This is a genomic window from Streptomyces sp. NPDC046727 (assembly GCF_040645635.1).
GTDB lineage: Bacteria > Actinomycetota > Actinomycetes > Streptomycetales > Streptomycetaceae > Streptomyces.
Map to the genome: position 1 here is coordinate 106,200 of NZ_JBEYYR010000028.1, position 24,394 is coordinate 130,593.

Annotated in this window: 17 protein-coding genes; 8 read left to right on the top strand and 9 right to left on the bottom strand. The window is 72.0% G+C overall.

Going from position 1 to position 24,394, the window contains the following annotated elements; all coding sequences use genetic code 11:
- Positions 1–51: 51 nt before the first annotated feature.
- On the bottom strand, positions 52–585 hold the full coding sequence (locus ABZ937_RS29405) for a hypothetical protein (protein WP_361696356.1): 534 nt from the start codon (positions 583–585) through the stop codon (positions 52–54).
- A 419-nt stretch (positions 586–1,004) separates the two neighbouring features.
- On the opposite strand from ABZ937_RS29405, the gene ABZ937_RS29410 reads away from it, so the two are divergent.
- Genes ABZ937_RS29410 through ABZ937_RS29430 form a run of 5 tightly spaced genes read left to right on the top strand, consistent with a single transcriptional unit; the run spans position 1,005 to position 8,960 of the window.
- Entirely contained in the window at positions 1,005–3,875 is a 2,871-nt protein-coding gene (locus tag ABZ937_RS29410; protein WP_361696357.1) for a nitrate- and nitrite sensing domain-containing protein, read from the top strand.
- Positions 3,872–4,306, top strand: coding sequence for a roadblock/LC7 domain-containing protein (locus ABZ937_RS29415; RefSeq protein WP_361696358.1), 435 nt, complete (start codon positions 3,872–3,874; stop codon positions 4,304–4,306). Before ABZ937_RS29410 ends, ABZ937_RS29415 begins: the two co-directional genes overlap by 4 nt.
- 9 nt (positions 4,307–4,315) lie before the next feature.
- Entirely contained in the window at positions 4,316–4,711 is a 396-nt protein-coding gene (locus ABZ937_RS29420; RefSeq protein WP_361696359.1) for a DUF742 domain-containing protein, read from the top strand.
- Positions 4,712–4,735: 24 nt separating this feature from the next.
- Positions 4,736–8,374: a hydantoinase B/oxoprolinase family protein gene (locus tag ABZ937_RS29425; protein ID WP_361696360.1), complete on the top strand. Its 3,639-nt coding sequence runs from the start codon at positions 4,736–4,738 to the stop codon at positions 8,372–8,374.
- Positions 8,355–8,960: an ATP/GTP-binding protein gene (locus tag ABZ937_RS29430; protein ID WP_361696361.1), complete on the top strand. Its 606-nt coding sequence runs from the start codon at positions 8,355–8,357 to the stop codon at positions 8,958–8,960. Before ABZ937_RS29425 ends, ABZ937_RS29430 begins: the two co-directional genes overlap by 20 nt.
- Positions 8,961–9,119: 159 nt before the next feature.
- Here the strand turns inward: ABZ937_RS29430 and glpK are convergent, their stop codons facing one another.
- The 5 genes from glpK to ABZ937_RS29455 all read right to left on the bottom strand — a co-directional run bounded on the left by glpK (position 9,120) and on the right by ABZ937_RS29455 (position 15,292).
- On the bottom strand, positions 9,120–10,640 hold the full coding sequence (gene glpK, locus ABZ937_RS29435) for a glycerol kinase GlpK (RefSeq protein WP_361696362.1): 1,521 nt from the start codon (positions 10,638–10,640) through the stop codon (positions 9,120–9,122).
- 127 nt (positions 10,641–10,767) lie between these two features.
- Entirely contained in the window at positions 10,768–11,517 is a 750-nt protein-coding gene (locus ABZ937_RS29440; protein WP_361696363.1) for an MIP/aquaporin family protein, read from the bottom strand.
- A gap of 348 nt (positions 11,518–11,865) precedes the next feature.
- Positions 11,866–13,518, bottom strand: coding sequence for a GGDEF domain-containing protein (locus ABZ937_RS29445; RefSeq protein WP_361696364.1), 1,653 nt, complete (start codon positions 13,516–13,518; stop codon positions 11,866–11,868).
- 134 nt (positions 13,519–13,652) lie between these two features.
- Positions 13,653–14,843 carry a lipid-transfer protein gene (locus tag ABZ937_RS29450; protein ID WP_361696365.1) on the bottom strand — a complete coding sequence of 397 codons (1,191 nt, stop codon included), beginning with the start codon at positions 14,841–14,843 and terminating at the stop codon, positions 13,653–13,655.
- The gene (locus ABZ937_RS29455) at positions 14,840–15,292 is read right to left on the bottom strand and encodes a zinc ribbon domain-containing protein (RefSeq protein ID WP_361696366.1); all 453 of its coding nucleotides are present in this window, start codon (positions 15,290–15,292) and stop codon (positions 14,840–14,842) included. The genes ABZ937_RS29450 and ABZ937_RS29455 overlap by 4 nt, the downstream gene beginning before the upstream one ends.
- A 224-nt stretch (positions 15,293–15,516) precedes the next feature.
- On the opposite strand from ABZ937_RS29455, the gene ABZ937_RS29460 reads away from it, so the two are divergent.
- Positions 15,517–16,053: an NUDIX domain-containing protein gene (locus ABZ937_RS29460; protein WP_361696367.1), complete on the top strand. Its 537-nt coding sequence runs from the start codon at positions 15,517–15,519 to the stop codon at positions 16,051–16,053.
- Positions 16,054–16,063: 10 nt separating this feature from the next.
- Here the strand turns inward: ABZ937_RS29460 and ABZ937_RS29465 are convergent, their stop codons facing one another.
- Entirely contained in the window at positions 16,064–18,424 is a 2,361-nt protein-coding gene (locus ABZ937_RS29465; protein ID WP_361696368.1) for a glycoside hydrolase family 31 protein, read from the bottom strand.
- A 213-nt stretch (positions 18,425–18,637) separates the two neighbouring features.
- On the opposite strand from ABZ937_RS29465, the gene ABZ937_RS29470 reads away from it, so the two are divergent.
- Positions 18,638–20,605: an acetoacetate--CoA ligase gene (locus ABZ937_RS29470; RefSeq protein WP_361696369.1), complete on the top strand. Its 1,968-nt coding sequence runs from the start codon at positions 18,638–18,640 to the stop codon at positions 20,603–20,605.
- 188 nt (positions 20,606–20,793) lie between these two features.
- Positions 20,794–21,687, top strand: coding sequence for a hypothetical protein (locus tag ABZ937_RS29475; RefSeq protein ID WP_361696370.1), 894 nt, complete (start codon positions 20,794–20,796; stop codon positions 21,685–21,687).
- An 89-nt stretch (positions 21,688–21,776) separates the two neighbouring features.
- On the opposite strand, the gene ptsP is transcribed toward ABZ937_RS29475, so the two are convergent.
- Both ptsP and ABZ937_RS29485 read right to left on the bottom strand, forming a co-directional pair.
- Positions 21,777–23,447 (bottom strand): phosphoenolpyruvate--protein phosphotransferase, encoded by a 1,671-nt coding sequence (gene ptsP / locus ABZ937_RS29480; protein ID WP_361696371.1) that lies wholly within the window; start codon positions 23,445–23,447, stop codon positions 21,777–21,779.
- A gap of 81 nt (positions 23,448–23,528) precedes the next feature.
- Positions 23,529–23,978, bottom strand: a complete 450-nt coding sequence (locus ABZ937_RS29485; protein WP_361696372.1) for a PTS glucose transporter subunit IIA — start codon at positions 23,976–23,978, stop codon at positions 23,529–23,531.
- Between the last annotated feature and the right edge of the window lie 416 nt (positions 23,979–24,394).

The following is a 24,394-nucleotide window of genomic DNA, read 5'->3' on the forward strand; positions in this document are numbered from 1 at the left end:
CCCCTCGCCCTGAGCGCCGTCCGCCGGAGTCCCGAGTGCCGTCCGCCCGGGTCAGGAGTGCGACAGCTGCCCGGCGCCGCCCCTGCGGCGTATCCGCTCCTCCTCCCGCAGGGCAGCCCGCTCCTGGCGGCGACGGGCGCGCCGCTCCCGCCGAAGGGCCCGGGCCGTGCTGCTCGGCTCGGAGACCACGCCGTACCGCTGGCTCCACACCTGGCGGGTCACCCATACGTCGACCACGGCCCAGGTGGCCACCACCGTGCTCGCCACACTGCTGATCACCATGGGGAACGCCAGCCAGGAGCCGGCCAGCGTGCACAGGAACGCCACCATCGCCTGTATCAGCGTCACCGCGATGACGAGGAGCGCCCGCACCGCCGCCGTCCGCACCGGGTCGGGCATCGGGTGCCGGCGCGCCGGCTCCTCGACCCACAACGGCCGGTAGCTCTGCCACTGTTCATCGTCGGCGGACTCCAGGGCGCGGGCGGGCGCCGGAATGTCCCGATCCGGCGCCTGCCGCCCCCACCGCATCCGCGAGCGCCCCGCCACGCTCTCCTCGGGCGCCTCGCGCCGCTCCGCCGTGCCCATCACCGTGTCACTCCCCACCGCCAGCAGACCGCTCGCCCCCGGTGTCCTCAGACCCCGACTCCCCAGTGGCTGCCCGGCTTGCGCTGTTTTACGCCGCCGGGGTGCGGGATACGGCTCCTGTGGCCCATTCCGCCCCCATTTCCCATAGAGAAGGACGAACGACACGGCGCGAAGATTCCCACCTGGCGAAAAATTCCGGCCAACCGCCCGACCGTGACGCTGCCACCGGCCGGGCGCGGGTCTCCGGATCGTGGTGGCAATCTCCCGCAATGCCCGGACAACTCGTCATGTCTCGCCGCTGATGCGGAAGTTCATCCTCCGGACATGTCTTCGAGTTAACTGTGGGGCGGTAGTAGGCTCGCGCCGTTTGTAGACAGACATGAGCCCCCCGGCCGGCGGGGGTCGAGCTGGGGGAGGCCATGCGCTTTCGCGGGAAGTCGATCCGCCGGAAGATCGTGGCGCTGCTTCTCGTGCCGCTGGTGTCCCTGACCGCCGTCTGGGGCTTCGCCACGGTACTCACGGGGCGTGAAGTGGCCCAGCTGTTCCGCGTGTCCGACATCGTCGAGGACATCGGCTACCCCACCGAGGACACCGTCCGCGTCCTGCAGCAGGAGCGCCGCCAGACCCTCGTCTACCTCGCCGACCCACGGGCCTCCGAAGCACTTTCGGCACTGCACCGTACCCGCACCGCCACCGACCGAGCCGTCTCCAGGATCCGCGAGAACGCCAAGGAACAGGACGTCCGGTCCGGCATGGACGCGGACGACAGCGAGCAGCTGACGGCCGTCCTGGACGCCTTCCGCGGTCTCGACCCCCTGCGCCGCAGCGTCGAGGAGGGCACCGTCACCCGCGCCCAGGCGCTCGTCCACTACAACCGCCTCGTGGAGCCCTGCTACGCGCTGCTCAGTTCCCTCGACGGCATCGACGACGTCGAGGTCGACAAAGAGGCTCGCGCCCTGGTCAACATCACCCGCGCCCGCGAGCTGCTCTCCCGCGAGGACGCCCTGCTCGGCTCCTCCCTCGTCGTCGGCCGGCTCACCCGCGACGAGACCCGCGAGATCTCCGACCTCGTCGCCCAGCGCACCCTCCTGTACGACATCAGCCTCCCGCTGCTGCCCGCCGCGGAGCGCGAACGCTACGAACGCTTCTGGAACAACGCCACCACGGCTCCGCTCCACGCGGCCGAACGATCCGTCCTCGCCACGGACTCCGGCACCCCCCGTGGCGTCAGCGCCAAGAGCTGGGACTCCGCCGCGGCAACGGCCCTGGACGAGCTCGGCTCCCTGGACGACCACGCGGGCGACCGCTTCCAGGACCGCGTCCACCCCGTGGCCATGGGCGTCATCGTGCAGGCGGCCGTAGCGGGTGTGCTCGGCCTGGTCGCACTGCTGCTCTCCGTCGTCCTCTCCGTCCGGGTCGGCCGGACCCTCGTCCGCGACCTGCGTCAGCTGCGCCTGGAGGCGCACGAGGCGTCCGGTGTCCGGCTGCCCAGCGTGATGCGCCGGCTGTCCGCGGGCGAACAGGTCGACGTCGAGACCGAGGTGCCGCGCCTGGAGTACGACAAGAACGAGATCGGCGAGGTCGGGCAGGCCCTCAACACCCTGCAGCGCGCCGCCGTCGAGGCCGCCGTCAAGCAGGCCGAGCTGCGGGCCGGCGTCTCCGAGGTCTTCGTCAACCTCGCCCGCCGCAGCCAGGTGCTGCTGCACAAGCAGCTCACGCTGCTCGACAGCATGGAGCGCCGGACCGAGGACACCGACGAACTCGCCGACCTGTTCCGCCTGGACCACCTCACCACCCGGATGCGTCGGCACGCCGAGGGCCTGGTGATCCTCTCCGGCGCCGCGCCGTCCCGGCAGTGGCGCCGGCCCGTGCAGCTGATGGACGTCGTCCGCGCCGCCGTCGCCGAGGTCGAGGACTACGAGCGCATCGAGGTCCGGCGCCTGCCGCGGGTCGCCGTCACCGGACCCGCCGTCGCCGACCTCACCCATCTCGTGGCCGAGCTCCTGGAGAACGCCACCGTCTTCTCGCCCCCGCACACCGCGGTCCAGGTCATCGGCGAGCGGGTCGCCAACGGCTTCACCCTGGAGATCCACGACCGGGGTCTCGGCATGACGGCCGAGGCACTCCTGGACGCCAATCTGCGTCTCGCCGAGACTCCCGAGTTCGAACTCTCGGACACCGACCGGCTCGGCCTGTTCGTGGTCAGCCGCCTCGCCCAGCGCCAGAACGTACGGGTCTCCCTCCAGCCGTCGCCGTACGGCGGCACCACCGCCGTGCTGTTCATCCCCGACGCGCTGCTCACCGACGACGTCCCGGACACCAACGGCATCGGCTTCCGCCTCGACCGGGAACGCCCCGCCAAGGGCACCGAGCAGGCGCTGGGCCATACCGGTGGGCCGTCCTCGGGACCGCTGCAGCTGCCCGGCCTGCCGACCTCCCTGCTGGACGGCCCGGTCGAGCTGGAGGCGCCCGTCGATCTCGACGCGCTGGACGACTTCCCCGGCGCCCTCGCGGACGAAGAGAGCGAGCGTGGCGGGCTGTTCCGCCACCGCCGCCCCCGCCCGGGCGGCGACGAGCAGACAGCCACCCCGCAGGCCGACCGGCTCGCACGCGACGAGACCGGCGACCGCGGAGCCGTACCGCTGCCACGGCGGCACACGCCCAAGCTGGTCAGCTCGCACGGCAAGCCCGTCACCGACCAGCGGTCCCGCCGCGGCGAACCGGACCCCGAGGCCGAACCGCGCCGCTCCGGCACCGGCGGACCGGCCCCGCTCCCCGCGCGCCGCCGCAGTACCGCCGCCCTGCGCCCCACCGGACCCGGCGACCGCGCCGAGGACCGCGCCGCGACCCCGGCCGAGGGCGCCGCCGAGACGTCCGGAGCCCCGGCGCTTCCCCGGCGCACCCGAACCAGGCCGCCCGGCTCCGGCGGCTCGGGGGACACGGCACCGCCTCGGGGCGACACATCCGCATCGCCCACCAGCGGCGGCCCGGGAGACACGGCACCGCCCCGCACCGGCACAGCCGCACCCGCCGGCGACACGGCCCCCGAACCGGGCACCGGCCCGCTGCCCCGGCGCGTACGCCAGGCCAGCCTGGCCCCCCAGCTCAAGCAGAACACCGGACGGCGCGCCGAGAGCGCGGCACAGCCCGCCGACCGCGATGCCGAGGAGGTCCGCAGCCGGATGGCCTCACTCCAGCGCGGCTGGCAGCGCGGCCGGGAGGAGAACGCCGCGGGCGACGGGGCCCGGAACGGCACAGCACAAGGAACGACTAAGGGGGACGGTCGATGACCGCACCGAAGGCGACCGACCACTCGGCGACGAACAAGGGGGAGCTGAACTGGCTCCTGGACGACCTTGTCGACCGGGTCGCCAGCATCCGCAAGGCCGTCATCCTGTCCGGCGACGGACTGCCAACGGGCGTGTCCAAGGACCTGACCAGGGAGGACAGCGAGCATCTGGCCGCCGTGGCGTCCGGCTTCCACAGCCTCGCCAAGGGCGTGGGCCGCCACTTCGACGCGGGCAGCGTCCGGCAGACGGTGGTCGAGCTGGACGGCGCCTTCCTGTTCGTCACCGCCGCCGGGGACGGCAGCTGCCTCGCCGTCCTCTCGGACGCCGACTCCGACGTCGGGCAGGTCGCCTACGAGATGACGCTCCTGGTCAAGCGCGTCGGCGTACATCTGGGCACCGCCCCGCGCACCGATCTGCCCGCAGGCGGGTAGTGGGATGACATGAGCGGAGACGGTCAGGGAAGAAGCCACTGGTTCGACGACGAGGCCGGGCCGGTAGTCCGCCCCTACGCGATGACACGGGGCCGCACCACGAGTGCGGCCCAGCACCGCCTCGATCTGATCGCGGTGGTCGTCACGGAGCCCGGCACCGGTGACCCGGAATCGGACCCGACACTGTCCCCCGAACACGTGGACATCGTCGGGCTCTGCCGGGACGCGCCGCAGTCGGTCGCCGAACTCGCCGCGGAACTCGACCTCCCCATCGGCGTGGTCCGCGTGCTCATCGGCGACCTGGTGCACGCGGAATTCGTCCATGTGAACCGTCCGGTACCCCCGGCCGAGCTGCCGGACGAGAGTATTCTGCGCGACGTGATCAACGGCCTCCGGGCGCTGTGACCGGCGCGGAAGCGGGGTAGTGACGTGACTGGCTGGCAGTTCTGGGTCGACCGAGGCGGCACCTTCACCGACATCGTCGCGCGTCGCCCGGACGGCCGGCTGCTCACGCACAAACTGCTCTCCGAGAAGCCGGCCAGGTACGCCGACGCGGCCGTGGCCGGTGTGCGTGAACTCCTCGGCGGCTCCCAGGAGCCTGTCGAGGCCGTCCGCATGGGCACCACGGTCGCCACCAACGCCCTGCTGGAACGCAAGGGCGAGCGCACCCTCCTCGTCGTCACCCGCGGTTTCCGCGACGCCCTGCGCATCGCCTACCAGAACCGCCCGCGCATCTTCGCCCGCCGGATCGAGCTGCCCGGGCTGCTCCACGAACGGGTCGTGGAGGTGGACGAACGCGTCGCCGCCGACGGCACCGTCCTGCGCGCCCCCGACCTGGACGCCCTGGCCGGCCCGCTCCGGGAGGCGTACGACGACGGGATCCGCGCGGTCGCCGTCGTCTGCCTGCACAGCCACCTCCACCCCGGTCACGAACGTGCCGTCGGCGAACTCGCCGCTCGCATCGGCTTCCCGCAGATCTCGCTGTCCAGCGAGGTCAGTCCGCTGATGAAGCTCGTCCCGCGCGGGGACACCGCCGTCGTGGACGCCTACCTCTCGCCCGTCCTGCGCCGCTACGTGCGGCACGTCGCCGAGGAACTGCGGGACGTACGGCTGATGTTCATGCAGTCCAACGGGGGGCTGACGGAGGCCGGACAGTTCCGCGGCAAGGACGCCATCCTCTCCGGGCCCGCCGGCGGCATCGTCGGCATGGCCCGTATGTCGCAGCGCGCCGGCTTCGACCGCGTCATCGGTTTCGACATGGGCGGCACCTCCACCGACGTCTCGCACTTCGCCGGTGAGTACGAGCGCGTGTTCACCACACAGATCGCGGGAGTCCGGCTGCGCGCCCCCATGCTGGACATCCACACCGTCGCCGCCGGCGGCGGCTCCGTACTGCACTTCGACGGCTCCCGCTACCGGGTCGGCCCCGACTCGGCAGGCGCCGACCCCGGCCCCGCCGGCTACCGCGCCGGAGGCCCGCTCACCGTCACCGACGCCAACGTGATGCTCGGCCGCATCCACCCCGCCCACTTTCCCGCCGTGTTCGGGCCCGACGGCGACCAGCCACTGGACGCCGACCTCGTCCGCGACCGGTTCACCGCCCTCGCGCGCGAGATCCACGAACGCACCGGTGACGACCGCACCCCCGAGCAGGTGGCCGAGGGCTACCTGCAGATCGCCGTCGCCAACATCGCCAACGCCGTGAAGCGGATCTCCGTCCAGAAGGGCCACGACGTCACCCGGTACGCCCTGACCACCTTCGGCGGGGCGGGCGGCCAGCACGCGTGCCGGGTCGCCGACTCGCTCGGCATCCGCACCGTCCTCGTACCCCCCATGGCCGGCCTCCTGTCCGCCCTCGGCATCGGCCTCGCCGACACCACGGCCATGCGCGAACAGTCCGTAGAGGCTCCCCTGCGAGCCGACGCCATGACCGGCATCCGCAAGACGGCCGACGACCTGGAGGCCGCCGCAGTGGCCGAACTGCTCGCCGAGGACGTCCCGGAGGCCCGCATCCAGGTCACCCGCCGCGCCCAGCTGCGCTACGACGGCACCGACACCACCCTCACCGTCGAACTGGCCGAGCCCGACGCCATGCGGCAGGCATTCGAAGAACGTCATCGCGCCACGTACTCCTTCACACTCGACCGCCCGGTCGTCGTGGAAGCCCTCTCCGTCGAAGCCACCGGCATCACCGCACCCCCCGATCTGTCCGCCCTCGCCCCTTACGAGGGCCACTCCGAGGCACCCGGCACCGTCCGTCTCCACACCGGCGGCGCCTGGCGCGACGTACCCCTCCACCGCCGGGAGGCCCTTCCCCCCGGCGAGACCGTCACCGGCCCCGCGATCATCACGGAGCCCGGCGCGACGACCGTCGTCGACGACGGCTGGCGGGCCGCCGCGACCGATGACGGGCATCTGCTCATGGAACGCACGGCGATTACGCAGAGTTCCGACCTCGACACACAAGCCGACCCGGTTCTGCTTGAAGTCTTCAACAACCTCTTCATGTCGATCGCCGAACAGATGGGCGCACGGCTGGAGTCCACGGCCCAGTCCGTCAACATCAAGGAACGGCTGGACTTCTCCTGCGCCCTGTTCGACCCGGACGGGAACCTGGTGGCCAACGCCCCCCACATCCCCGTCCACCTGGGCTCCATGGGCACCAGCGTCAAAGAGGTGATCCGCCGTCGCGGCTCCGCCATGCGGCCGGGCGACACCTACGCCGTCAACGACCCGTACCACGGCGGCACGCACCTGCCGGACGTCACCGTGATCACCCCCGTCTTCGACTCCGACCGGGCGACGGACACGCGGAGTGAGCCCCGGATCCTCTTCTACGTCGCCTCACGCGGCCACCACGCCGAGATCGGCGGCATCGCTCCCGGCTCGATGCCGGCCCACAGCCGCACCATCGAGGAGGAGGGCGTCCTCTTCGACAACTGGCTCCTCGCCGAGAACGGCCGCTTCCGCGAGGAAGAGACCCGCCGCCTGCTCACCGAGGCGCCGTACCCGACCCGGAACCCCCGCACCAACCTCGCCGACCTGCGCGCCCAGATCGCCGCCAACCGGAAGGGCGTCGACGAAGTACGCCGCATGATCGACGAGTTCGGCCTCGACGTCGTCCAGGCCTACATGCGGCACGTGCAGGACAACGCCGAGGAGGCCGTCCGCCGCGTCATCGACGCCCTCGACGACGGCGAGTACGCCTACGAGACCGACTCCGGTGCCGTCATCCAGGTCCGCGTCCGCGTCGACCGCGCCGAGCGCCGGGCCACCATCGACTTCACCGGCACCTCCGCGCAGCTCGCCGGCAACTTCAACGCGCCCTTCGCGGTCGTCAACGCGGCCGTCCTGTACGTCTTCCGCACGCTGGTCGCCGACGACATCCCGCTCAACGACGGCTGCCTGCGCCCCCTGGACATCATCGTGCCGCCCGGCTCCATGCTCGCTCCCGAGCCGCCCGCCGCCGTCGTCGCGGGCAACGTCGAGACCTCGCAGTCCATCACCGGCGCCCTCTACGCCGCCCTCGGAGTCCAGGCCGAGGGCTCCGGCACCATGAACAACGTCACCTTCGGCAACGAGCGGCACCAGTACTACGAAACCGTCGCCTCCGGTTCCGGTGCCGGTGACGGCTTCCCCGGCGCCGACGTGGTCCAGACCCACATGACCAACTCCCGGCTCACCGACCCGGAGATCCTGGAGTGGCGGCTGCCGGTCAGGCTGGAGGAGTTCGCCGTCCGGCGGGGGAGCGGCGGCGCCGGGCGGTGGCGCGGCGGCGACGGCGCGGAGCGCCGCATCCGGTTCCTCGAACCGATGACCGTCTCCACACTCTCCCAGCACCGCCGGGTGCCCCCGTACGGCATGGCCGGCGGCACCCCCGGAGCGCTCGGCGCCAACCGGGTGGAGCGCGCCGACGGCACGGTCACCGACCTCGGCGGCAGCGGCTCGGCCGACGTCGGGCCCGGCGACGTACTCGTCATCGAAACCCCAGGTGGCGGCGGCTACGGCCGACCGTCGCCCGACACCCATCAAGCAGGAGAAGAGATCGATGATCTTCGGGCGTTCTGAGCGCGGCAAGCCTCCGGTCGAGCCCGTCACGCTCAAGATCCTGGTGGCCGGCGGCTTCGGCGTGGGCAAGACGACCCTCGTCGGCGCGGTCAGTGAGATCAGGCCGCTGCGCACCGAGGAGCTGCTCACCGAGGCCGGGCGGCCCGTCGACGACACCAGCGGTGTGGAAGGCAAGCACACCACCACGGTGGCCATGGACTTCGGCCGCATCACCCTGCGCGAGGACCTGGTGCTCTACCTCTTCGGCACGCCCGGGCAGGAACGGTTCTGGTTCATGTGGGACGAGCTGTCCGAGGGCGCGCTCGGCGCCGTCGTCCTCGCCGACACGCGCCGCCTGGAGGACTGCTTCGCCGCCGTCGACTACTTCGAGCGGCGTTCCATACCCTTCCTCGTCGGCGTCAACTGCTTCGAAGGAGCCGCCCGTTACCCCGTCGAGTCCGTCCGCCAGGCCCTCGACCTGGACGCCGACGTGCCCGTCCTGCTGACCGACGCCCGTGACCGGGAGTCGGTCAAAGAGGTGCTCATCGGACTCGTCCAGCACGCGATGGACTACGCGGCGGACCGCCGCCAGGCCGTCATCGGCTGACCGCCCGCCACGGAGCCTCTCTCTCCGCCGCCGTCCGACCGCGCGCATCGCCTTCCCGCGCCGCCGATCGACAGGCACGGCCCGTACCCCCGCCGACTGGGGTACGGGCCGCGGTCCGGTGCGGAGCGCCCACGCGCGCGGGAGGCGACCTCTGCGCTGCTACGCCCCGTCCTCCTCCAGCCAGGCGAAGCTCTTCTCCACGGCCCTGCGCCAGTTCCGGTACTCGCGGTCACGGACCGACGCCCCCATCGCCGGTGTCCATTCCACGTCCTTCTGCCAGTGCGACTTCAGCTGGTCCAGGCCGTCCCACACGCCCGTGGCCAGCCCGGCCGCGTAGGCGGCACCCAGGCACGTCGTCTCCGACACGCGGGGCCTGATCACCGGCACGCCGAGGACGTCCGCCTGGTGCTGCATGAGCAGGTTGTTCCGGGTCATGCCGCCGTCGACCTTCAGCGTGCTGATCCGCACCCCGGAGTCCTGGTACATCGCGTCCACGACCTCCCGGGTCTGCCAGCTCGTCGCCTCCAGCACCGCGCGCGCGAGATGAGCCTTCGTGACGTACCGGGTGAGGCCGGTGACGACTCCGCGCGCGTCGGAACGCCAGTACGGCGCGAACAGGCCGGAGAACGCCGGCACGATGTAGGCGCCGCCGTTGTCGTCGACGCTCGCCGCCAGCGTCTCGATCTCGTCGGCGGTCCGGATGATCCCGAGCTGGTCGCGGAACCACTGGACCAGCGCGCCCGTTATCGCTATGGACCCCTCCAGGCAGTACACCGGCGCCTCCCCGCCGATCTTGTAGCCCATCGTCGTCAGCAGCCCGCTCTTGGACGGCACCGGCCGGTTGCCGGTGTTCAGCAGCAGGAAGCTGCCGGTGCCGTAGGTGTTCTTCGCGGTGCCGACGTCGTAGCAGGCCTGCCCGAACACGGCGGCCTGCTGGTCGCCGAGCGCCGACGCCACGGGCACCCCGGACAGCTGTCCGACCGCCGTGCCGTACACCTCGGCGGAGGACCTGATCTCGGGCAGTACGGCCTCGGGCACGTTCATCGCGGACAGGAGGGAGGGATCCCACTGGAGCGTGTCCAGGTTCATCAGCATCGTGCGGCCGGCGTTCGTGACGTCGGTGACGTGCCGGCCGCCGTCGGTGCCGCCCGTGAGATTCCAGATCAGCCAGGAGTCGATGGTTCCGAACGCGATCTCACCGCGTTCGGCCCGCCGGCGCAGACCGGGCACATGGTCCAGCAGCCAGGCCACCTTGGGCCCGGAGAAGTAGCTGGCCAGTGGCAGACCGGTCCGCTCGCGGAAGCGGTCCTGGCCGTCCGCGCCGCCCAGTTCGTCGCACAGGGCCGCGGTACGGGTGTCCTGCCAGACGATCGCGTTGTGCACGGGCTTGCCCGTCGCGCGGTCCCACAGGACCGTGGTCTCCCGCTGGTTGGTGATGCCGAGGGCGCTCAGCTGGTCGGCGCGCAGCCCCGCCTTGGCGAGCGCCCCGGCCACCACGGCCTGCACCTTGGACCAGATCTCGGTGGCGTCGTGCTCGACCCAGCCGGGCCGGGGGAAGATCTGCCGGTGCTCGCGCTGGTCGACGGCGACGATCGCGCCGCTGTGGTCGAAGACGATGCAGCGGCTGGACGTGGTGCCCTGGTCGATGGCGGCGACATACGTGTCGGCGGTGTCCGTCATGGCTGTCCCTGGGTCGCTGGGTCGGATCGCGGGCCGGAAGGCCGCGCGCGGATCGGGAGCCGGGGGATGAGAGGCGGGCCGGCGAGAGCCGGAGCCGCGGGAGCGGGGGTGCGGCGGCGGGGCGGTGTCAGAAGGCCGCGTGGTAGATGAGGCCGGCGAGCGCTCCGCCGATCAGCGGGCCGACGACCGGGATCCAGGCGTAGCCCCAGTCCGAGGTGCCCTTGTGCGGGATCGGCAGGAAGGTGTGCACGATGCGCGGGCCGAGGTCGCGGGCCGGGTTGATGGCGTAGCCGGTGGGGCCGCCGAGGGAGAGGCCGATGCCCACCACGAGCAAGGAGACGATCAGCACGGTGGTGCCGGACTCGCCGAGCCCCCGCGTGAGCCCGAAGGCGAGGACGGGCAGGACGAGCGCGATGGTCGCGATGATCTCGGTGACGAGATTGGCGACCGGGTTCCGGATCTCCGGGATGGTCGAGAAGATGCCGAGGGTCGGCACGGGTTCGCCGGCAGTGCCCTCGGTCGTGCCTTCCGTGCGGACGTTGGCCTGGAACTGGGCGAGATACACCAGATAGGCCAGCACCGCGCCGAGCATCGCGCCGACGATCTGGCCGAGCAGGTACACCCAGACCTTGCCCCACTCGCCGGTGTCCACGGCGATGCCGAGGGTGACCGCGGGATTGAGCTGCCCGCCGGAGAGGGGAGCGGCGGTGTACGCGCCCGCGAGCACACCGAAGCCCCAGCCGAACGCGATCACGACCCAGCCCGAGGCCCGCGCCTTGGAGTGTCTGAGGGTGACGGCGGCGCAGACACCCGCGCCGAACAGGATCAGGATCGCGGTGCCGATGACTTCGCCGACGAAAATGTCTCCGTTGCTCATGGCGGCTCCCTTGGCGCCGGTACGGGGCGAGCGGCCCCGGCCCTGTCGTGCAGGACGGTTCCCTTGGCGACTTCAGCCGAAGGCAGGGAGGGCCCCGCGCCCCGCCCGGCGTCCGTGACGAGCGTGCCGTCGCAGCCGGACCGCCCTGGAGAGCCGGGTCGTGGAGCAGGACAGACCCGCGCCGCAGTGCCTGATAACGACGAGAATGTACGGCGATGTCGGCTGACACCGGGAAGTGTTCACCGGCGTCCCGGGGGCGTCAAGGTTGCCGACGGCGACGGTGACACCGACCGTCCGCCGACCTGGGTGATGTGGATGTGCCGCAACGGACGTATACGAGAAGGACGTTCACCACCCCGGCTCCACGGCTGCGTATCCGGCCTGCGCCCGCGTCGGCCCCGGGCCGCCGCGCCGGACCTCGTGGCCGGGGAACCCGGCGCGCCCGAGCACCCAGCTCGCGCCGGTCAGCGCCTTGGCCGCCTTCTTCAGCGGGGCGAGCTGGGCGGCGGCCTGGTGATGGTCGCTCACGCTGCCCGGACCGCAGACGACGGTCGCCACGGAGAGCGTGACCGGCCGTCCGCCCGCCGCCCAGGACGCGTCCAGCACGGCGGCCACCAGCGGATCGAGCGCCTCCTCGTCGGCCAGCACCAGGAAGTCGTCCCCGCCGATGTGCCCCACGCGCGCGTGCCCCGCGACCGCCTGCTGGAGCGCACGGCCCACCGCGCGGATCAGCTCGTCGCCCGCGGCGAACCCGGCACCGTCGTTGACCTGCTTGAAGTGATCGATGTCCAGCCAGCTGAGCGCGAACGCCCGCCCGTCGGAGATCCGCCGGTCCACCTCACTCACGATCGCGTCCGAACCGGGCAGCCGCGTCAGCGGGTTGAGTCCGGCCGCCTCCTCGACCCGGCTCTCGGCAAGCGCCCGCACCAGATCCGCCAGCCGTACGACCCCCACGCACCGGCCGTGTCCGTCGACCACGGCCACGTCGTCGGAGGTCCGGTCCCGGCCGCCGACCGCCACCACGTCCAGCACCTCCCAGGCCGTCGCGTCGACGCCGACCGTCCGGGGCGCGTCACCCAGCTTGAAGGCCGGCCGGTCGGCGTACAGGGCATGCCCGTAGCGGCCGGACATCGACAGCAGGAAGCGCGACCGGTGCACCGACCGCACGGGTCGGCCGGCCGGGTCCGTCAGCAGCACCCCGGAGACATCCGGAGAGCCGGTCAGCAGCGCCCGCACCTGCCCGGCCGAAGCGGTCAGCGGCAGTAGGGCGGCGGGCCGCACGAACTCCCGCACCGACGGCCCGGACCGGGGCACGGCCACGGCACCGGCGGCGAGGGGCGGAACGTATACGTCCACTGCGGGGATCCGGGCCGGTGGCGCGAACAGCTCACCCTGGGCCAGCTGCGCACCGGCCGACAGGGCCGCGGCGCACTGGAGTTCCGTCTCGACGCCCTCGACCGCCACCAGGGCGCGCAGCTCCTCGCTCAGCGTCCGCATCGACCGCACCGCGGCCGGCCGGGCCAGCAGCGAGGCGTCGAGCTTGACCAGGTCCGGGGAGAGGTCGGTGAGCAGCCTGAGTGGTACGTCGCCTTCCCCGATGCCGTCCGCGCTGATCCGGAAGCCCTGCTCGCGCAGCGAGGCCACGGCCTCCAGCAAGGCCCTCTGCGGTACGTGCGTGTAGGGCGGGACGATGTCGAGCGTCACCTCCCAGGGCATGCGGCCCGCCGCGCGCACGGCGTCGTGCAGCGGTGTGAGGCCGCCGAGGTCGGCGAGCGTGGCCGCGAACACGTTCAGGTGCAGGGGCAGCAGCCGCTCCTTGCGGACGGCCGCACGGAACGCCAACACGGTGAGCTTGCCGTCCAGTTCCGGATCCCGGCGGGCCTCGGCCAGGACGTCGCCGGTTTCCGGGCGGGCGAGTGTCTCCAGTGCGGCGACCGCGCCCGTCCTCAGGTTGACCACTGGCTGGAAGGCGAAGCGGAGAGTATCCGTCCAGGAGTGCACGGGAGCATGATGGCGCTGCCCGCACACGCCCAGGCGCAGTTCATGAGACGTTCACGCAGCATTCCGGGCTGATCACACAGAGTGGGCCCTCCCACGCCTCACGCGCTCCGTACGTCGCTCTCGCCCGGCTCGGTTCAGCGCACGGCGACCACCGCGGACCCGTGCCCGAACAACCCCTGGTTGGCGGTGATGCCCACCCGCGCCCCGGCGGTCTGGCGGTCCCCCGCCGTGCCTCTCAACTGCCAGGTCAGCTCGCACACCTGGGCGATGGCCTGCGCCGGCACCGCCTCCCCGAAGGAGGCCAGTCCGCCACTGGTGTTCACGGGTGTCCGGCCGCCCGGGGCGGTCGCGCCTTCCCGGAGCAGCTTCGCGCCCTCCCCCTCCCCGCACAGTCCCAGATCCTCGTACCACTGCAACTCCAGAGCCGTGGACAGGTCGTACACCTCGGCGAGCGACAGGTCCTCGGGCCCGATGCCCGCCTCCTCGTAGGCGGCGCGGGCGATGGACGCCCGGAAGGTCTCGTCCGGGGGTGCGACCGCGACCGCCGAGTCCGTGGCGATGTCCGGCAGGTCCAGCACGGTGTTCGGGAAGCGGGGGGTCACCGTCGACACCGCCCTGATCCGCACCGGCCTCCCGACGCCGTGGCGGTGCGCGAAGTCCAGGCTGGACAGCACCAGGGCGGCCCCGCCGTCGGAGGTGGCGCAGATGTCCAGCAGCCGCAGCGGGTCGGCGACCACCGCGGAGGCGGCCACCTCCTCGGCGGTGACCCGCTTGCGGTAGCGGGCGTACGGGTTGAGTGACCCGAACGCGGCGTTCTTCACCTTGACCAGCGCGAAGTCCTCCGGGGTGTCCCCGTGCACCGCCATCCGCCGCCGCGCGTACAGCCCGAAGTACGCCGGATTCGTCGCGCCCAGCAGGCGGAACCGCAGCCAGTCCGGATCGTCGGGGCGGTCCCCGCCCGCGGGCCGGAAGAATCCCTTGGGGGCGGCGTCCGCACCCACCACGAGGACCACCTCCGCGAGGCCGGCGAGGATCTGCGCCCGTGCCGCCGCTATGGCCTGGGCTCCGGACGCGCACGCCGCGTACACACTGGTCACCCGGGCTCCCTGCCAGCCCAGGGCCTTGGCGAACGTGGCTCCCGCCACATACCCGGGGTACCCGCCGCGCACCGTGTCCGCACCCACGACGGAATCGATGTCCCGCCAGTCGAGACCCGCGTCCGCGAGCGCCGCGCGGGCCGCCGCCGTCCCGTACTCCACGAAGTCGCGACCCCACTTGCCCCATGGGTGCATGCCCGCGCCGAGCACCGCCACGTCAACCGTCATGCCGCCACCCCCGTCGGCCGCCAGTGCCAGATCGTCCAGGTCGTCTCCGTGCCCTCGTCCTCCTGGAGCACACCGGGGACGACCTCCACCTCCATGCCCACCGTCAGATCGGCGACGGTGATCCCGGGAGCCGCCTGGCCCAGCACCACGAGCCGCTCGGCCGCCAGCTCCACAGCGATCAACGCGTACGGCTCCCACGGAAGTTCCGGGTTGCTCACATAGGGTGACGGTGGCCGGTACCGACTGTCGGTGTACGACCAGATTCGCCCTGTTCGTGACAGTGGGACCTCCTCAAGGGGAGCGCCCCCGCAGTGCGGGTTGCGGCAGTGGACGTCCTCGCGGGGGAAGAAGACCGAGGCGCAGGCCGAGCACCGGGTGCCCAGCAGGCGGAAGCCGTCACCCTCACCGGTGAACCAGCCGGCGACCGCGGGCTCGCGTGTGTGCGGCAAAGGGGCCTCCTCGTGGCGTCATCTGACAGGGCGTCAGAAGTGTGCCACGGGCAACCGGAAATGGGCAGGCCGTCTCGGTGAACCGAACGGCCCCGGACGGCGTCGTGGTACACGAGGGGCGGCCGGGACCGACGGGGGTGATTCCGGCCGCCCTTCCTGACCCGCTCGTTCCTGACGCGTCACTGCCGGAACACGTCCCTCCTCTGATCGGATACAGTCCGCGCGTGTCCGAAACTCAGCACCCAACTGACAACTCCGCACCGGACTCCCACTGTTCGAGCTGCGGAGCGCCCTATGGAGAGGGCGTTTCCGGCTGGCCGCGCACCTGCCCGTCCTGCGGGGCCGTCGCCTACCGCAACCCACTGCCGGTCGCGATCGCGCTCCAGCCCGTGTACGACACCGAGGGCACGGCCCTGGTCGTCATCACCCGCACCATCGCCCCCGCGCGCGGAGGCATCGCCCTGCCCGGTGGCTACATCGACGACCGCGAGGACTGGAAGCAGGCCGTCGTACGCGAACTCAAGGAAGAGACCGGCATCGACGCGGCCGCCCGCGACGTGCGGCTCGTGGACGCCATGAGCTCACCCGACGGGCACCTGCTGCTGTTCGGACTGCTGCCGGAACGCCCGGCCGACGGACTGCCGCCCTCCGGTCCCACGGACGAGACCGAGGGCTGGCAGCTCCTGCGCAGGCCCGAGGAACTGGCCTTCCCGCTGCACACGGTGGCCGTCAAGGCATGGTTCGAGGGCCGCTACGTGTGAGCCGGCCGATTCAGCCGAGCCCTCGCACACGCACCGGGTAGGGCGGCTCGGCCACGCCGTCCTCCCGGTCCCGGGTGACCACCACCCGGCCGCCCTGCCGCCGGGCGACGTAGCGTTCGATCTCCGGTTCCTCCCACCCCTCGCCCGCGCCCGGCACGACCAGGCCGCCCCCGGTGCGTCCGCGCGCGGGTGCCCACACCTCCAGCTCCAGCCCGCCGTCGGCACCGCGCACGGGCAGCACCGCCCCCGCGCGCGCGAGCACCGGTATCCGGGACAGCGGCGCGTCGACCAGAACCTGGCCCGGCCCCTCGTGGACCTCCTCCGTCGCCGTGTCGTACCAGCGGCCCCGCGGCAGGTGCACCACGCGCCGCTCGGCACCGGGATCGAGGACCGGTGCCACCAGGAGACTGTCGCCCAGCAGAAACGTGTCCTCACAGTCGCGCAGAGCCCGGTCCTCCGGCGCCCCCCACCACAGCGGCCGCACATAAGGAGCACCGGTCCGCCGGGCCAGATGCGCCAGCGTCATGAAGTACGGCAGCAGCCGCCGGCGTTCGAGCAGCGCCACGCGCGCGTGCTCCAGCACCTCGGCACCGAACTCCCAGGGCTCCCTGCGCCCCGCCCGCAGACTCGCGTGGGTGCGGAACAGCGGCAGATACGCGCCCAGCTGGAACCACCGCAGATACAGCTCCGGCGACGGACTGCCGTCGAAGCCGCCCACGTCCGGACCCGAGTACGGCACCCCGCACAGCCCGAGCCCCAGCACCAGCGACAGCGACGCCCGAAGCCCCGGCCAACCCGTCGCCACATCCCCCGACCAGCTGCCCCCGTACCGCTGCAGCCCCGCCCAGCCCGAGCGGGAGAACAGGAAGGGCCGCTCCCGGGGCGTCAGCTCGCGCAGCCCCTCGTAGGCAGCCCGGGCCATGCACAGCGCGTACACGTTGTGCGCCTCCCGGTGGTCGCCGCCGCGCCCCTCCAGGGCATGCCGGGCCGACCGCGGCAGCGTCGTCTCTCCGAAGGCACTGAACGACGTCGGCTCGTTCATGTCATGCCAGAAGCCCGCGAAGCCCTGCTCCAGCCGCTCCTCGTACAGCCCGCCCCACCAGGCACGCACGCGTGCGTCCGTGAAATCAGGGAAGACCGACTCGCCGGCCCACACGACACCCCGCACCGCACGGCCCTGCGCGTCCCGCACGAAGGCGTCCCCGGCCGAACCGCTCTCGTACACGGCGCTGCCCGGTTCCGCCCGCACCGCCGGATCGACGATCGACACCAGCCGGATCCCGTCCCGGCGCAGCTCCTCCGCCAGCACCGGCAGCTTGGGGAAACGCTCCTGGTCGACCGTGAACACCTGGTGGTCGTCGTAGTGGTCGATGTCCAGGTGCACGGCGTCCAGCGGCAGCCCGCGCTCCTGGTAGCCCGCGACGACCCGGCGCACCTCCTGCTCGCTGCCGAAGCCCCACCGCGCGTGATGGTGCCCCAGCGCCCACGCCGGCGGCAGCGCGGGCGCCCCGGTCAGCGAGGCCCACGTGTGCAGCACGCGCGCGGGAGTCCCGACCATCACCCAGCAGCGCAGCGGACCGCCGTCCATCCGCAGCTCGCAGCGCCCCGCCCGGTCGTGGCCCGACCCGGCGCCCTCCTCACCCTCCCGCAGGACCACCGTGCCGTCCCAGGTGGTGTCGTGGAACACCAGATGTGTGCCGGCGTCCGCCACCACCAGCTGCACCGGCATCGTCAGATACAGCGGATCGTCACCGATCCCGAACGCACGGCCCGGATCCGTGTTCCACAGCCGGTAGCTGCCGTCCCGCAGCCTGGGCCCGGACGCGCGCCCGCCCAGACCGAAGAACCGGGCGTCCGCCGCCACCTCCGACCGCTGCATCCACCGCGCCGCGCCCCCGTCGACCGGCTCCCACCAGCGCGGCGGCAGCTCCTGCCGCAGCATCACCCCGCCCGGCGTGCACACCCGCACCGCGCCGTGCCGCGACACGACGACCGTCACCCGCTCGGCCACCACCCGCCAGCCGCCGTCCTTGTCCGGCTCCAGCACCGCCCGCGAATCCGGCTCCGGACCGTCCCCCGCGAGGGCGTACGACGGCTGCGGGCCCGCGCCGTCCCACCCCCAGAACACGGCTCCGTTCACCGCCACGAGGATCCGCAGCTCGGAGCGGCTGAACCGGATCAGACCACCGCCCGGACCCGGCTCCACGCCCTGCACCTGCCCCGGCACCCGGGCCCGCTCGGGTCCCCGCCGCGGCAGCCCTGCCGCGTCGATGCGCCTCCTGCGCCACGCCGCCCGCACGGTACGCAACCCCCGAGCCGCCCTTCCCGAACCGACCACACTCATCGAACGCACCAGGTCACGACCGTCCATGCTGCTCACCCTGCCACTGAGCGCCCCACGCGCGCGTGTCGTTCAACTGTCGTTCACCCGTGCCCAGACCACATCTCCATGACATGGACTATGTGGAGCGCACCCTGGTGCAGAAGTCGATCACATGGCATCGTCCCTGTCAGCCGCGTCACGCGCACACCCCAGCCCGTGCGCGGACCGACGCACACGACGCGCACAGTCCGGGAGCCTCCCATGTCGACCGCGAACCCCCAGCCGCTCTGGCAGCCCGATCCCGAGCGGATCGCCCAGGCGCGCATCACCCAGTTCCAGGCATGGGCCGCCGAACACCACGGCGCCCCGGACAAGGGCGGCTACCCGGCCCTGCACCGGTGGTCCGTCGACCAGCTGGACACCTTCTGGAAAGCCGTCACGGAGTGGTTCGACGTGCGGTTCTCGACGCCCTACGCGCGCGTGCTCGGCGACCGCGCCATGCCCGGCGCCCAGTGGTTCCCCGGCGCCACCCTCAACTACGCCGAACACGCCCTGCGCGCCGCGGCCGACCGCGGGGACGAACCCGCCCTCCTGTACGTGGACGAGACGCACGAGCCGCGCCCGATGACCTGGTCCGAGCTGCGCCGCCAGGTCGGCTCCCTCGCCGCCGAACTCCGCGCGCTCGGCCTCCGCCCCGGCGACCGTGTCAGCGGCTACCTCCCCAACATCCCCCAGGCCGTCGTCGCGCTGCTCGCCACGGCGGCCGTCGGCGCCGTCTGGACCTCCTGTGCCCCCGACTTCGGCGCCCGCAGCGTCCTCGACCGCTTCCAGCAGGTCGAACCCGTCGTCCTGTTCACCGTCGACGGCTACCGCTACGGCGGCAAGGAGCACGACCGCCGCGAGATCGTCGCCGAGCTGCGCCGCGAGCTGCCCACCCTGCGCGCCGTCGTCCACATCCCGCTGCTGGGCACCGAGGCCCCCGACGGCGCCCTGGAGTGGTCCGCACTGACCGCCGGGGACGCCGAGCCGGTCTTCGAACCGGTCCCGTTCGACCACCCGCTCTGGGTGCTGTACTCCTCCGGCACGACCGGCCTCCCCAAGGCCATCGTCCAGTCGCAGGGCGGCATCCTGATCGAACACCTCAAGCAGCTCGGCCTGCACTGCGACCTCGGCCCCGAGGACCGCTTCTTCTGGTACACCTCGACCGGCTGGATGATGTGGAACTTCCTCGTCTCCGGCCTGCTCACCGGCACCACGATCGTCCTGTACGACGGCAGCCCCGGCTACCCGGACACGGGCGCGCAGTGGCGGGTGGCCGAACGCACCGGAGCCACCCTCTACGGCACCTCCGCCGCCTACGTCATGGCCTGCCGCAAGGCCGGCGTCCACCCGTCCCGCGACCACGACCTCTCCAAGGTGCGGTGCGTCGCCACCACCGGATCCCCCCTGCCCCCCGACGGATTCCGCTGGCTGCACGACGAGGTCCGCGACGACCTGTGGATCGCCTCCGTCAGCGGCGGCACGGACGTCTGCTCCTGCTTCGCCGGAGCCGTACCCACCCTCCCGGTTTACACCGGCGAACTCCAGGCACCCGGCCTCGGCACCGACCTGCAGTCCTGGGACCCCGCCGGCAAGCCCCTCATCGACGAGGTCGGTGAGCTGGTCGTCACCAATCCCATGCCGTCCATGCCGATCCACTTCTGGAACGACCCCGACGGCAGTCGCTACCACGACAGCTACTTCGACACCTACCCCGGCGTCTGGCGCCACGGCGACTGGATCACCGTGACCTCACGCGGGACCGTGATCATCCACGGCCGCTCCGACTCCACCCTCAACCGGCAGGGCGTGCGCATGGGCTCGGCCGACATCTACGAGGTCGTCGAGCGCCTGCCCGAGATCAAGGAATCCCTCGTCATCGGCATCGAGCAGCCCGACGGCGGCTACTGGATGCCGCTGTTCGTACACCTCGCACCGGGCGCCGTCCTCGACGAGGCACTCCTGAACCGCGTCAAGCAGGCCATCCGCGAACAGCTCTCACCGCGCCACATCCCCGACGAGATCATCGAGGTACCCGGGATCCCGCACACCCTCACCGGCAAGCGCATCGAGGTCCCCGTCAAGCGCCTGCTGCAGGGCACTCCCCTGGAAAAGGCGGTCAACCCCGGCTCCATCGACAACCTCGCCCTGCTCGGCTTCTACGAGGAACTCGCCCGCAAGCGCGCCTGACCCCACCGGAAGAACACCCTCCGCACACGGCCCCGGACCCCGCCGAACCCACCGACGGAATCCGGGGCCACCGCCATGACCTGCACAGACGCCGTCATCACCTGGTCCGCAGCCATCGGCGACACTGCCATTGTCAGTGCCCCCGGTTACGGTGAGTGAGCATTGATCGACTGCGCATTGGGGGAAACATGGCGCACACCGACCACCAGACCATGCGACGCGTCCTGCGCCGCGAGATCGCCGGCACCATCGGCGTGCTCACCGACGACCACGACTTCCGCGCCATGCGGCGCTACCGCAGCTTCACATTCGACGACCACTCGACCTACCTCCGGCAACTGGAGGCCGTGCTCAAGACGCGCGCCGCACAGGGCACCCACACCACACTCGCCCTCTTCGACCCCGAGGACTACGCCGCGTACTGCGCGGACACCGGCCTCGACCCGGAGGCCCCGGCCAGCCGGACCCGGTTCACCGCGGAACTCGCGGCCACCGGCCCCACCGTCCCCTACGACGGCCGCCCGCTCGCCGACCTCCTGCCCGCGCTCGTGGACGAAGCCGTACGCCAGGCCACCTGGGAGTACGCCACGACACTCCTGACTCGCCTGGGCCCCTGCCCGACCTGCGGTGAGGACATCGGCCGGGCAGCCTTCACCCGCGCCTCCGACCTCCTGGTCCGCATCCTCGACAGCGCGCCACCCGGCGACCGGCACCTCGTCTGCACGGTCTCCGGGCCGCCGGACACCCTCGTCTCCGTCCTGCACGGCGACCAGGACCCCCACGGCGCAACCCGCCTGGACGAGGCCGAAGCCCTGGAATTCACCAGCGTCCTCGCCCTCGGCCTCGCGACCCGCAGCCCCGGCGGACTCGTCATGCGCACCAGCGCCACCGGCACGGCAGACCGCGTCTACGGCTGGCGACTGCGCGGCGGCGCCCTCGAACCACTGACGGCATCCGAAGTGTTCGACGCCTACTGCACCGACGCCGAATCCGGCGACGTCATCCCACCGGAATCCGGCGTCGACTACCGCGAGCCCCCCGCCCTCGGAGACGAAACCGTGGCACCGGACCACCGCCACTGAAGCCCCGGACAGCGGCCCGAACACGCCAGGGGCGTCCTGCCCGCAGGCAGGACGCCCCTGAACCGGAACACCGGAGACGCCGGATACGGCTACTCGCCGGACAGCACCGCCTGAGCCGCGTTGCGCGCCTCCTCGGCGCTGTCCGCCGCACGCGCCGCCGCCGCGGCCCGCTCGCACTGCGCCAGCGTGTACTTCGCCAGCGTGGCGCGGACGTACGGAATCGAAGCGGAACCCATGGAAAGGGAGGTGACGCCCAGACCGGTCAGCACACAGGCCAGCAGCGGGTCGGACGCGGCCTCGCCGCATACGCCGCAGCTCTTGCCCTCGGCCCTGGCCGCCTCGGCGGACAGCGCCACCAGGTCGAGCAACGCCGGCTGCCACGGATCCTGCAGCCGGGACACCGCGCCCACCTGCCGGTCCGCCGCGAACGTGTACTGCGCGAGGTCATTGGTCCCCAGCGACAGGAACTCGACCTCCTGCAGGATCGAGCGCGCCCGCAGCGCCGCCGACGGGATCTCGACCATCGCACCGAACTTGGCCTGCAGCCCCGCCTCACGACAGGCGTCGGCGAACGCCCTCGCGTCCTGGCGGTCCGCCACCATGGGCGCCATGACCTCAAGGTAGACGGGCAGCCCCTCGGCGGCCTTCGCCAGCGCCGTCAGCTGCGTACGCAGGACCTCGGGGTGATCGAGCAGCGTCCGCAGCCCCCGCACGCCCAGCGCGGGGTTCGGCTCGTCCGCGGGCGTCAGGAAGTCCAGCGGCTTGTCCGCGCCGGCGTCCAGCACACGCACGACCACACGGCCCTCGGGGAACGCCTCCAGCACCTGCCGGTAGGCCTCCACCTGCTTCTCTTCGGAAGGAGCGTTCTTGCTGTCGTCCAGGAACAGGAACTCGGTGCGGAACAGACCGACACCCTCGGCCCCGGCCTCCACGGCCGCCGGTACGTCCGCCGGCCCGCCCACGTTGGCCAGCAGGGGCACCTTGTGCCCGTCGGCGGTCGCCCCCGGACCCGTCGACGCGGCCAGCGCGGCCTTGCGCTCGGCAGCCGCGGCCTCCAGCTGAGCCTTCTTCTCCTCGGTCGGGTTCACGAAGATGTCGCCGGTGCTGCCGTCGACGGCGATCACCGTGCCCTCGGCCAGCTCACCGGCACCCGGCAGCGCCACGACGGCCGGCACGCCCAGTGCCCGCGCCAGGATGGCGCTGTGGCTGGTCGGACCGCCCTCCTCGGTCACGAAGCCGAGAACCAGGGACGGGTCGAGCAGCGCGGTGTCGGCCGGAGCCAGGTCCCGGGCCACGAGCACATAGGGCTGGTCACTGTCCGGCACACCCGGCATCGGAACGCCCAGAAGCCGGGCGACGATACGATTCCGCACGTCATCGAGGTCGGCCACACGACCGGCGAGGTACTCACCGGCTCCGGCCAGCAGTTCCCGGTACGCCGCGAAGGCGTCGTACACGGCACGCTCGGCGGTGCTGCCGACAGCGATCCGCCGGTCCACGTCCGCCATCAGCTCGGGGTCCTGGGCCATCATGGCCTGCGCTTCCAGCACGGCCTGGGCTTCGCCCCCCGCCAGATTGCCGCGCGCCATCAGGTCGGCGGCCACGGCGTCCACGGCCTGACGGGCGCGTCCCTGCTCCCGTTCCGCCTCCTCGGCGGGGATCTGCTTGGCCGGCGGCTCCAGCACCGCCGTACCCATGTGCCGAACCTCGCCGATCGCCACGCCATGGCTCACGCCGACGCCTCGCAGCGTTGTCTCCATCTCACCCGTCTCCGATAGTGCGGCGGGTCCCGCCGCCGCGGTGGTTGTCCTGTTCACCGTCCCTATAGGACGGCAGTGCTGTCAGTTCCAGGAGAAGAGGCTGTCGCCGGCCTTCACATCGCCGCTGTCACGGAGGTCGGCGAGGGACTCGGCGGTAGCTTCGAGCGCGACGATCGGGCACACCGGGGACTTGCCGGCGGCCTCGACCGCGGCGGGGTTCCAGCGCACGACGGCCTGGCCGCGGGCCACGGTGTCGCCCTTGTTGACGAGCAGCTCGAAGCCCTCGCCATTGAGCTGGACAGTGTCGATGCCGAGGTGGGTGAGCACGCCGTGCCCGCTCTCGTCGACGACGACGAACGCGTGCGGATGCAGAGAGACGATGACGCCGTCCACGGGCGAGACGGCCTCGGATGCCTCACGCACGGGATCGATCGCGGTGCCCGGGCCGACCATGGCCCCGGAGAAGACCGGATCCGGCACGGCGGCCAGTCCGATGGCCCGTCCAGCGAGCGGGGACGTCACGGTGGTCATGGGAAGCCTCCCAAGGAGTGGAGCTGCTTACGGGCCGTCACTGGCTGTCCCGGACGGCGCACTGAGCAGCAGGGTATGTCATATGAAGTGGCGGTTCCGTATGGAAGCTACCAGCTGGTGGTCTAGACCACCAGCCTACTGGATTTGCACCGCCTTCGAGACTCCGTGTACAGTCGTACTCCTGCTCGGGCAGAGGGATGCGTAACAGCGTCCTCGCTGGGCAGCACCCAAACTTGTCAGATCCTATCTCTGGGTCTCCTTCTGCATGTCTGCAGGGGGGTGGTCAGAGAGGCGGAAAAACCCTGATAGAGTTTGAAACGTCGAAGGGAAGCGCCCGGAGGAAAGCCCGAGAGGGTGAGTACAAAGGAAGCGACCGTTCCTTGAGAACTCAACAGCGTGCCAAAAATCAACGCCAG

Bases quoted from the DNA above. Each gene is read 5' to 3' on its own strand.
- glpK (WP_361696362.1), bottom strand. From the start codon at position 10,640: ATGACGGACACCGCCGACACGTATGTCGCCGCCATCGACCAGGGCACC.
- ABZ937_RS29415 (WP_361696358.1), top strand. From the start codon at position 3,872: ATGACCGCACCGAAGGCGACCGACCACTCGGCGACGAACAAGGGGGAG.
- ABZ937_RS29465 (WP_361696368.1), bottom strand. From the start codon at position 18,424: ATGGACGGTCGTGACCTGGTGCGTTCGATGAGTGTGGTCGGTTCGGGA.
- ABZ937_RS29420 (WP_361696359.1), top strand. From the start codon at position 4,316: ATGAGCGGAGACGGTCAGGGAAGAAGCCACTGGTTCGACGACGAGGCC.
- ABZ937_RS29410 (WP_361696357.1), top strand. From the start codon at position 1,005: ATGCGCTTTCGCGGGAAGTCGATCCGCCGGAAGATCGTGGCGCTGCTT.
- ABZ937_RS29430 (WP_361696361.1), top strand. From the start codon at position 8,355: ATGATCTTCGGGCGTTCTGAGCGCGGCAAGCCTCCGGTCGAGCCCGTC.
- ABZ937_RS29440 (WP_361696363.1), bottom strand. From the start codon at position 11,517: ATGAGCAACGGAGACATTTTCGTCGGCGAAGTCATCGGCACCGCGATC.
- ABZ937_RS29470 (WP_361696369.1), top strand. From the start codon at position 18,638: ATGTCGACCGCGAACCCCCAGCCGCTCTGGCAGCCCGATCCCGAGCGG.
- ABZ937_RS29405 (WP_361696356.1), bottom strand. From the start codon at position 585: ATGGGCACGGCGGAGCGGCGCGAGGCGCCCGAGGAGAGCGTGGCGGGG.
- ABZ937_RS29485 (WP_361696372.1), bottom strand. From the start codon at position 23,978: ATGACCACCGTGACGTCCCCGCTCGCTGGACGGGCCATCGGACTGGCC.
- ABZ937_RS29475 (WP_361696370.1), top strand. From the start codon at position 20,794: ATGGCGCACACCGACCACCAGACCATGCGACGCGTCCTGCGCCGCGAG.
- ptsP (WP_361696371.1), bottom strand. From the start codon at position 23,447: ATGGAGACAACGCTGCGAGGCGTCGGCGTGAGCCATGGCGTGGCGATC.
- ABZ937_RS29450 (WP_361696365.1), bottom strand. From the start codon at position 14,843: ATGACGGTTGACGTGGCGGTGCTCGGCGCGGGCATGCACCCATGGGGC.